Origin of the sequence: Streptococcus sp. 1621 (genome assembly GCF_013276615.1) — a bacterium.
GTDB lineage: Bacteria > Bacillota > Bacilli > Lactobacillales > Streptococcaceae > Streptococcus.
On record NZ_VMLJ01000020.1, the window covers coordinates 1 to 8,937 of the forward strand.

7 protein-coding genes are annotated in these 8,937 nt (G+C 38.7%); 2 read left to right on the top strand and 5 right to left on the bottom strand.

Annotated features, from left to right (window positions below):
* Positions 1-46: 46 nt before the first annotated feature.
* From gtfA to HT697_RS05030, 5 genes are all read right to left on the bottom strand, one after another.
* Entirely contained in the window at positions 47-1,489 is a 1,443-nt protein-coding gene (gene gtfA, locus HT697_RS05010) for a sucrose phosphorylase (RefSeq protein WP_112445793.1), read from the bottom strand.
* 205 nt (positions 1,490-1,694) lie between these two features.
* Positions 1,695-2,528, bottom strand: coding sequence for a carbohydrate ABC transporter permease (locus HT697_RS05015; RefSeq protein WP_112445791.1), 834 nt, complete (start codon positions 2,526-2,528; stop codon positions 1,695-1,697).
* 13 nt (positions 2,529-2,541) lie between these two features.
* On the bottom strand, positions 2,542-3,408 hold the full coding sequence (locus HT697_RS05020) for a sugar ABC transporter permease (protein WP_173218721.1): 867 nt from the start codon (positions 3,406-3,408) through the stop codon (positions 2,542-2,544).
* A 13-nt stretch (positions 3,409-3,421) separates the two neighbouring features.
* Positions 3,422-4,681, bottom strand: coding sequence for an extracellular solute-binding protein (locus HT697_RS05025; protein WP_173233277.1), 1,260 nt, complete (start codon positions 4,679-4,681; stop codon positions 3,422-3,424).
* Between the two features lie 34 nt (positions 4,682-4,715).
* Positions 4,716-6,878, bottom strand: a complete 2,163-nt coding sequence (locus HT697_RS05030; RefSeq protein ID WP_173262423.1) for an alpha-galactosidase — start codon at positions 6,876-6,878, stop codon at positions 4,716-4,718.
* Between the two features lie 107 nt (positions 6,879-6,985).
* On the opposite strand from HT697_RS05030, the gene HT697_RS05035 reads away from it, so the two are divergent.
* Entirely contained in the window at positions 6,986-7,846 is an 861-nt protein-coding gene (locus HT697_RS05035; RefSeq protein ID WP_112445783.1) for an AraC family transcriptional regulator, read from the top strand.
* A complete protein-coding gene (gene birA, locus HT697_RS05040; protein ID WP_164227023.1) occupies positions 7,843-8,778 on the top strand; it encodes a bifunctional biotin--[acetyl-CoA-carboxylase] ligase/biotin operon repressor BirA in 936 nt (311 codons plus the stop codon). Before HT697_RS05035 ends, birA begins: the two co-directional genes overlap by 4 nt.
* The last annotated feature ends 159 nt before the right edge of the window (positions 8,779-8,937 follow it).

Sequence of the window (8,937 nt, forward strand, 5' to 3'; positions counted from 1 at the left end):
GTTTGGGAATTTACCAAAAAACTATTTTATCAACCATATCAAGGCTTCAAAATGTTACTTCAACTCCATTCTCAATTACCCGATAAGTCTGATTTTGCAAATCAATTTCTGCTACTGCTGTTACGGACTTATCTTTATTTTGACGTTTGATTACAATGCTTTGAGCTGTTGGTGTTTCAACGTCAATAGTCCCTCCTAGATCAAAGGCTTCTAAACGGTTACGGAAAGAAAATAGATTGAGAAGGGCCTTCACTACAGGACGTTGGACCTCTTCTGATATTTCCTCATTGCTATAGTAATGACGATTAATATTTCGACCTTCTTTAGTTTCTTCTAACAATTTCAAGTCATTCTTGCCTGCTAATAGACCTACATAGTAAATCTGAGGAATACCTGGGGCAAAAGCTTGAATTAGACGAGCGAGAAAATACTTGACATCATCATCTCCAAGCGCAGAATAGTAAGTTGAATTGATTTGGTAGATATCTAAATTGTTATACTCTGCACTAGAGTACTTACGTTTGACATTAGCTCCAACCTTATAGAGCTCATTTGAAGCATAGTCGATTTCCTCATCAGTCAGGATATCTTTGACATCTACTACTCCAATCCCATCATGGGTGTCTAGCGTCGTAAATTGCTTCATTGGGCTCATCTTTAACCACTTAGCCAAGCGCTCTGTTCTAGAACTGTAAAGAGTATAAAGCGTCACCATTGGAAGAGCAAAATCATAAACATAGTAATCGTGATCCGCTATTTTAAACTGAATCGAATAATGTTCATGAATCTCAGGTAAGAGCTCTGTTCCATACTCAGCAGCGATGTCTCGAACTTTGTCCAATAAATCCCAAATATCTGGTTCCACAAAGAAATCATTGGTATCCAATTTCTTCACTGCATAAGCAAAGGCATCTAAGCGAATCAAATCACACCCATTACTTGCCAAGTGCTGAATGGTCTTACGGATAAATTCCATCGTTACTTCTTTGGTCACATCAAGATCAATCTGCTCCTCACCAAAGGTATTCCACAAATGTTCCACTGACCCATCTGCAAAGACAATCTCTTGCTTTGGTGCACGATCCTTACGCTTGTAAATTAAGTCTACATCAGCTTGTGTCGGACGATTTTCCGGCCAAAACTTATCCCAGTTTAAAAAGAGATCTTTAAATTCACTGGCTTCATGTTTTTCTTGATAGTCCTTATAATACTTAGATTGACGAGAAATATGGTTAATCATAAAGTCAAACATAAGATAATATTTCTCACCTAAACGCTTAACATCCTCCCAATCACCAAAAGCTGAGTCCACTTCGTCGTAGTCAACTGGCGCAAATCCACGATCACCTGTTGATGGGAAAAATGGTAGAAGGTGAACTCCCCCAATAGCATCTCCAAAATGCTCTTCCAAATTATCATATAAGTCTTTAAGATTATTTCCCAGACTATCTGAATAGGTAATCAACATGGTTTTATTTTGAATTGGCATCATTACTCTCCTTTTTCTAATTGAAGCCAAGTCTCATATGACTTGGCTTCGTAAATCAAATTCATTTTAAATCTCTATTTATCATCAAACTCGTACTAAATATAGACTTCAATAAACTAAGTACTACTTTCTTGTTTTCACATAAAATTGTCAACTAGCTGAACTATTCCCCTGTATCAGGAATTATAGCTTCTCTAGTCTCTTCTTACTTCACTGCCCCGTTGCTCATTCCTGCGATGATATGGCGTTGGAAGAAGAGATAGACAATGGTGATACTGATAATGCCGACAACGTATGAGGCAAAGCTTGGCCCGTAGTCGTTGAAGTATTGGCCTGCGTAGTTGTATTGGAACAAAGGCAGAGTCCACATTTTTGAATCCCGGTTCAAGACAAGGAGTGGCAACATGAAGTCATTCCAGAACCAAAGGGCATTGATGATCATGGTTGTCGCATGCATCGGTTTCATCATTGGGAAGATGATGCGGAAATAAGTTGTAAATTGATTAGCCCCATCGATCTCTGCTGCTTCATCCAGACTTTCTGGGATCGAGATTTTGATATAGCCAACATAGAGAAAGAGGGTCTGTGGAATCGCATAGGTCAAGTAGAGCAAGATCAAACCAAAGGTATTAGCCAAACCGAGTTTACTCATCATAACCGTAATCGGAATCATGATGACTTGGAAAGGTACGAAGATTCCGAGGATTAAGAGGATATACATGATGGTAAAGGCTTTTCTTTTACTCATATTGCGAGCGATGGAGTAGGCTGCCATCGGAATAAAGATCATTACTGCAAGTAAAGACAAGACAGTGATGACGACAGAGTTCCAATAATAGCCTCCGATCCCATCAGCTAAGAGACGGCTAAAGTTGTCCCATGTGAAGTTGGTTGGAAAGCCAAAGAAATTGTCTACAATATCCTTAGTGGGTTTGAAGGAACTAAAGAGGGTAGCAAGGAGCGGCACTAAAATCAGAACCGATCCTAGAATCAATAGAATGTATTTGCCAATCAGGTCTTTTCTTTCATCTTGTTTCATCATGCTTCTCCTCTTAAATTTCAAATTTCTTAGATACTCTCAATTGGATGATCGAAATCACTACAATTAAGAAGAACAAGATTACGGCAATGGCATTGGCATAACCGAATTGGTTGTTTTTAAAGGCATAGTTATAAACCAAAAGCCCAAGTGAAGTTGTGGCATTGTTTGGACCACCACCGGTCATGGCAAAGACTTGGTCAAAAGCAGTCAGCCCACCTTTTAGGGATAGGATAAAGACCATAGAGACACTTGGTAGCAAGTAAGGCAATTCAATGTTCCAGAAAACTTGCTTGCTAGTCGCGCCATCAATCCTTGCTGCCTCTGTAATCTCAGTTGGAATAGATTGCAAACCAGCTAGGAAGATGATGATGGGCATAGCCACCCCTTGCCAAAGAAGGACAAAGACAGCCGCAAAGATCGCTCCCCACTTAGTCCCTAAAAGACTGGTTTGGAAAAATTCAATATGAAGGGCATGCCCAATCGCTGGAAGACCGTAGTTGAAGACTTGCTTGAAGATCAAAGCCACTGTCAAACCAGACAAAACAGCTGGGAAGAAGAACCAAGCACGGAAGAAGGTTTGGGCTTTGATTTTAGAGTTCAAGACACGCGCAATGAAGATCCCGAGTGCAATCTCACCAACCACCATGGCAATCGTAATGATTGCGGTAAAGCCAATCGCATTCATGAATTTTGGATCCATGAAGAGGAGCTTAAAGTTGTTTAAGCCGACAAATTTGTAGTTATAAGTCAATCCTGTCCAGTTAGTAAAACTGTAAAAGGCTCCTTGAAACATCGGCACATAGAAGAAAATTGCTTGTAACAAGAGAGGGATGACCACAAAAGCCCATGCCCAATATTTTTGTAATACTTTTTTCATAGTCTCTCTACTCCTAATCCACATCCGCTTTCATCGGGTTAAAGAAGGCATTCAAATCATTGACCATGCCTTGTTTATCACCGGTCAAGACATAGTTCATGGTCAAGGTATGGAAGTCTGATTCACTGGTCCAGTATTGTTGCAACCAGACCAAGTGACGATCAGTAAAGGCATATTCGGTCATACCAGCAAGCGGTGAATCTTCTCCTGCTTGTTTGACCCCTTCGATCGCTGTTGGAGATCCGTCCACATCGTAGTATTTTTGCATAACCTCTGGACGGGTCATATATTCCACAAAGGCATTGGCTTCTTTTGGATGTTTGGTGGCGGCTGAGATAGACCATGCCAAGTCTCCCGCACCAACGGTTAAGCTTTGTCCTTTTTCTTTTCCTGGAATCATGAAGGTCCCAATCTTAAAGTTCGGTTTTTGTTCATTAATCGCTGTGATCGCCCAAGACCCATTTGGTGTCATGAGGACATCCCCACGTGCGAAGGCTCCGATAACATCGGTATAGCCAGCACCTTCCCAGTTCTTTTGCTTAGAGCCATTGATGCGAAGGATGTCCATGACCTTGATGTCATCTTTCATAATCGAATCCGACAATTTAATGGCATTTGGTTGAGAATAACGAAGGTATTGATTGGCTTCTTTTCCTCCACCTGTTGCTGTCGCAAAGGCTAATTGATTGTAACCATTGAGTGTCCAAGCATCTGCACCTGCAATTCCAAATGGTGTTTGTCCTTTAGTAACGATGTCTTTGACTAACTGTTCAAATTCATCCCAGGTTTCAGGAACCTTCAAGCCCAGCTCTTCGAATTTATCTTTGTTGTAGTAAATTCCATAAGCATTAGCTGTAAAAGGAACGTTGTAAACTTTTTCGTTTACAGCATATTTTTCAGCGTAGCCATTTTTCACGCGTTTCAGGTAGTCTTTGTTGCTCAAATCTTCAAAGACACCTGCTTTTGCCCATTCTTGCAGTTCGATGGACTGTGGGTAAATATTGACCACATCAGGCACATCTCCTGCTAGAACACGTGTCTTCAATACTTCACCAGCATTTGGTACATTGACGACTTTGACCTTGATCTTAGGGTTTTCCTTCTCAAAATCACGAGCGATTTCTTCCAAGGTTTTGGTCATTTCTTTTTTCTGGTTGAAATACTCGATGGTCACTGTGCCATCCGCAGATTTACCATAGTTGGAGCAAGCGCCGAGCCCAAACAAAGCTAAACCTGTAGTTGCAAGAAGTCCGATTTTTTTATACCATTTCATTGGAAAGCCTCCTTTATAAATTTATACACTTTTATTATAGTCTTTTAAAAATATACTGTTTACTCAAAAAATCTCCTTGAGATAAGATAACAGTTAAACCTGCATACATGAGTTCTGCACCTGAGTAAACTACTCCATTTTCCTGCAATTCATACAGTCCCTCTTCAACCAAATCTTTTAACTTTAAAGTTGTTTCCATGGTCTCTACAACTGATAAAACGCGAACGTAGGTTACAATCGTTTGATTGCCGTAGTTAAATTGTACAGCTGCTTCATTGGATGCAGACTCGGGATTGATTAACCTATACTGCTGTCCTAACTGAACTACTGGTCGTAATTCTTTATACAAGTTCACCTGATTAGCAATCTCAGCTTTCTCTTCATCTGATAAACTTGTCAAATCAAGCTCATATCCCAAATTTCCCATCATTGCTACATGACCGCGTGTTTCTAATGGTGTCATTCGTCCCATCTGATGATTCGGTACTGCTGACACATGAGCCCCCATAGAAATGGTTGGATAGAGATAGGATGAGCCGTATTGAATTGGTAAACGTGCAATCGCATCAGTATTATCACTTGCCCAGACTTGTGGGAAATAGCGTATCATACCCAGATCATTTCGTCCACCACCACCAGAGCAAGACTCAAAGAGAATATGGCTGTGCTTCTCTGTCAGATAAGAAACGAGTTCGTAAAGCCCCAACATGTACTGATGAGATTGCATCTTTGTCTCTAGATAGTTCGAACCATTCCCTAGCTTAGTCATATTACGATTCATATCCCATTTAATGTAATCAATCTCATGATAAGATAGGAGTTGATCTAAGACAATTTTCAAGTATTCTACTACCTGAGGATTGGCAAGATTAAGTACTAATTGATTTCTAGAATAGGTATGCTCATAGTCAGGAACCTGAATAGCCCAATCAGGATGTTTACGATACAAATCACTATCTACAGAAATCATCTCAGGTTCTAACCAAAGTCCAAACTGCAAACCTCTTTCATGGATATCTGAAATCAGACTTTCAAGACTTCCACCCAGTTTTGCCTCATTCACACTCCAGTCACCTAAAGCACGATTATCATCAAAGCGATTACCAAACCACCCATCATCTAATACAAAAAGTTCAATGCCAACTTTCTTAGCCTCATCTGCCAACTCTAACAGTTTTTCTCTCTGGAAGTCAAAGTAAGTTGCTTCCCAGTTATTGATTAGAATTGGGCGTTCTTTTTTAGAAAATTTACTTGGCAGAATGTGCTTCAGTACAAAATTCTGACTTTCATGACTAACACCAGTTAATCCCTTATCTGAATAGGTCACTAAAGCTACCGGTGTTTCAAAATTTTCCTCAGGGTCTAACTTCCAAGAAAAGTTTTCTGGATTTATGCCAATAGCCAGCCGAACTTCATTCAATTGATTTTTTTGAACAAAAGCTTCAAAGTTGCCACTATACATTAGTTGAATAGCAAACACATTTCCAGCATCCTCTGTGACTCCTTGATCACATAAGAGAAGAGCTGGTGTTTGAGCATGCCCAGAAGCCCCACGGTTCGAACTAATCGAAAAGATTCCTTGTTCTACCTGTTGACGTCTGACAGTCTTTTCACGAGCATAAGCACCCTGCAGAGTTACAATTTCGTAATCCGCAGCTGGAACATCAGCCATAAAAGAAAAATCTTTATGGATAACAACTTCCTGATTACTATTATTCACTAATTTACTGTAGCTAGCAATTGTCGCATCATTATCAAAAGCAGTATAATATAAAGTCAGACTAAGTTGAGCCTTAGAATCTTCTAAAATCAAGGCAAGAGTCTCTGTACCATCCATGCTATGTGGGGAAGGTAAACCCTGTGGACCATTTTGACCTTTTAAAATCTTTGCTTCTATAAAACGAAAATCTGTTACCTCAGTTGCATCGTGCTGAACCTGTATAGTTGGTTTCCTAAAATCTCCTAAGCCATGTTGCCCAAAAATCTGTCGCTGAGTATCTAAACTAAAGGTTCGATTATGAGCCGTTGGATTTCCTGAAAAGGCATGGTCTCGTTCATAAACACTATTGGAACCTTTATAGTTCTTAATAGTCTTTCCTAAATGTTTCAAAAGTAAGTACCCATTTCGATTTTCAATAATCAAACTTAAATTTTTACTCTCAACATAAAATAGATTATTCTCTATCCTAACTCCCATTTACTTCACCTCATCACTTTAATGATTCTATTTTATCATCTGAAATCGCTTTCCAAAATAGAAAAATGTCTCAAGAATATGGTAAAATGTTAGGTAGGAGGTAGCACATGTTAGTTTTTTCAGAATACCAGACTGGAACAATCGACCTTTCCCTAAGCTTTTATGGATATGAGGAATGCACACCTAATTACTCTTTTGGTCCAGCCATTCGTGATACATACGTTCTACATTACATTAGTAAAGGACAAGGAAAATTTCATTACAATGGTAAAATTGTTGATTTAAAAGAAGGAGATTTCTTTCTATTAAAACCAGATGAATTAACCTTTTATCAAGCAGATAGTAAAGAGCCTTGGGCCTACTACTGGTTAGGAATCACTGGAGGGAAAGCTCCTGATTATTTTGCTCTTTCTCAAATTTCTAATCAATCCTATCTCATCCAATCTGAAACTTGTCATACCCAGACTACTGCAAGACTCATCTCAGACATTGTCCGCTTCGCTCAGATTACCAAATCAAATGAATTAGCTCAACTCCATATCATGGGACAACTCCATGAACTGATGTTTCATCTGGGAACTATTGCTCCCAATCAGAAAAAAAAGAATATTTCATCAACCCACCAACTCTATCTTGAATGCAAACGATTAATTGATAGCCACTATCCTCAATCACTTACAATTCAAGATTTAGCAAAAGAACTATCCGTTCACAGAAGCTACTTATCAAGTGTATTCAAAGAATTTAACACCTTATCACCCAAAGAATACCTACTTTACGTTCGAATGCACCGAGCTAAACAACTTCTCGAAAATACCCAAGAGTCTATCAAGGTAATTGCATACTCGGTAGGTTTTTCAGATCCACTACATTTTTCGAAAGCTTATAAACAATACTTTAATCAGACTCCAAGTCAAACAAGAAAAGAATATTCTCAACACCAACTAGTGAGAAAGGAAACACTATGAAATCCTACCAAGCCGTCTACCAAATTCTAGCTAAAGAAACCGATTATATCAGCGGAGAAAAAATTGCAGAAGAACTATCACTGACCCGAACATCAATTTGGAAAGCCATCAAGCGGCTAGAACAAGAAGGCATTGAAATTGATAGTATCAAAAACAAAGGCTATAAATTGATGAATGGAGACCTTATTCTTCCAGAACTTCTAGAAGAAAATCTTCCAATTAAAGTCAGCTTTAAACCCGAAACAAAATCAACACAACTAGATGCAAAAGAAGCAATTGATTTAGGCCATGAAGCAAATACCCTATATCTAGCTTCCTATCAAACAGCAGGCCGAGGCCGTTTTCAACGTTCCTTCTACTCACCACAAGGTGGCATTTATATGACACTCCATCTCAAACCAAATCTCCCCTATGACAAATTACCATCCTACACACTACTTGTAGCTGGAGCTATCTACAAAGCCATTAAGAACCTAACTTTAATAGATATCGACATAAAATGGGTCAATGATATCTATCTAAACAATCATAAAATTGGAGGAATTCTCACTGAAGCAATGACATCTGTAGAAACAGGCTTAGTCACAGATATCATTATTGGAGTAGGAATCAACTTTACTATTAAAGACTTCCCACAAGAATTAAAAGAAAAAGCTTCTAGCTTATTTAAAACTACAGCTCTAATAACAAGAAATGAATTAATTATCGAAATATGGCGTGCTTTCTTCGAAACACCAGCAGAAGAGCTATTATACCTATATAAAAAACAGTCATTCGTTCTTGGAAAAGAAGTCACTTTCACACTAGAGCAAAAAGACTACAAGGGACTTGCTAAAGACATCTCTGAAAGTGGAAAACTTTTGGTGCAATGTGATAACGGAAAAGAAATCTGGCTCAATAGCGGAGAAATTTCACTCAAGAGTTGGAAGTGAAATAACACAATTATAATATAAACGATATAAAAGGGCTCTATAATATTTGTAGTGGGTAAATCCCCTATAGATATTATGGAGCCTATTTTGTTGTAGAAAAAAAGTCCCATATGACCTATAATGAAAAGCGACAAAACAACTCATTAGAAAGAATCATAT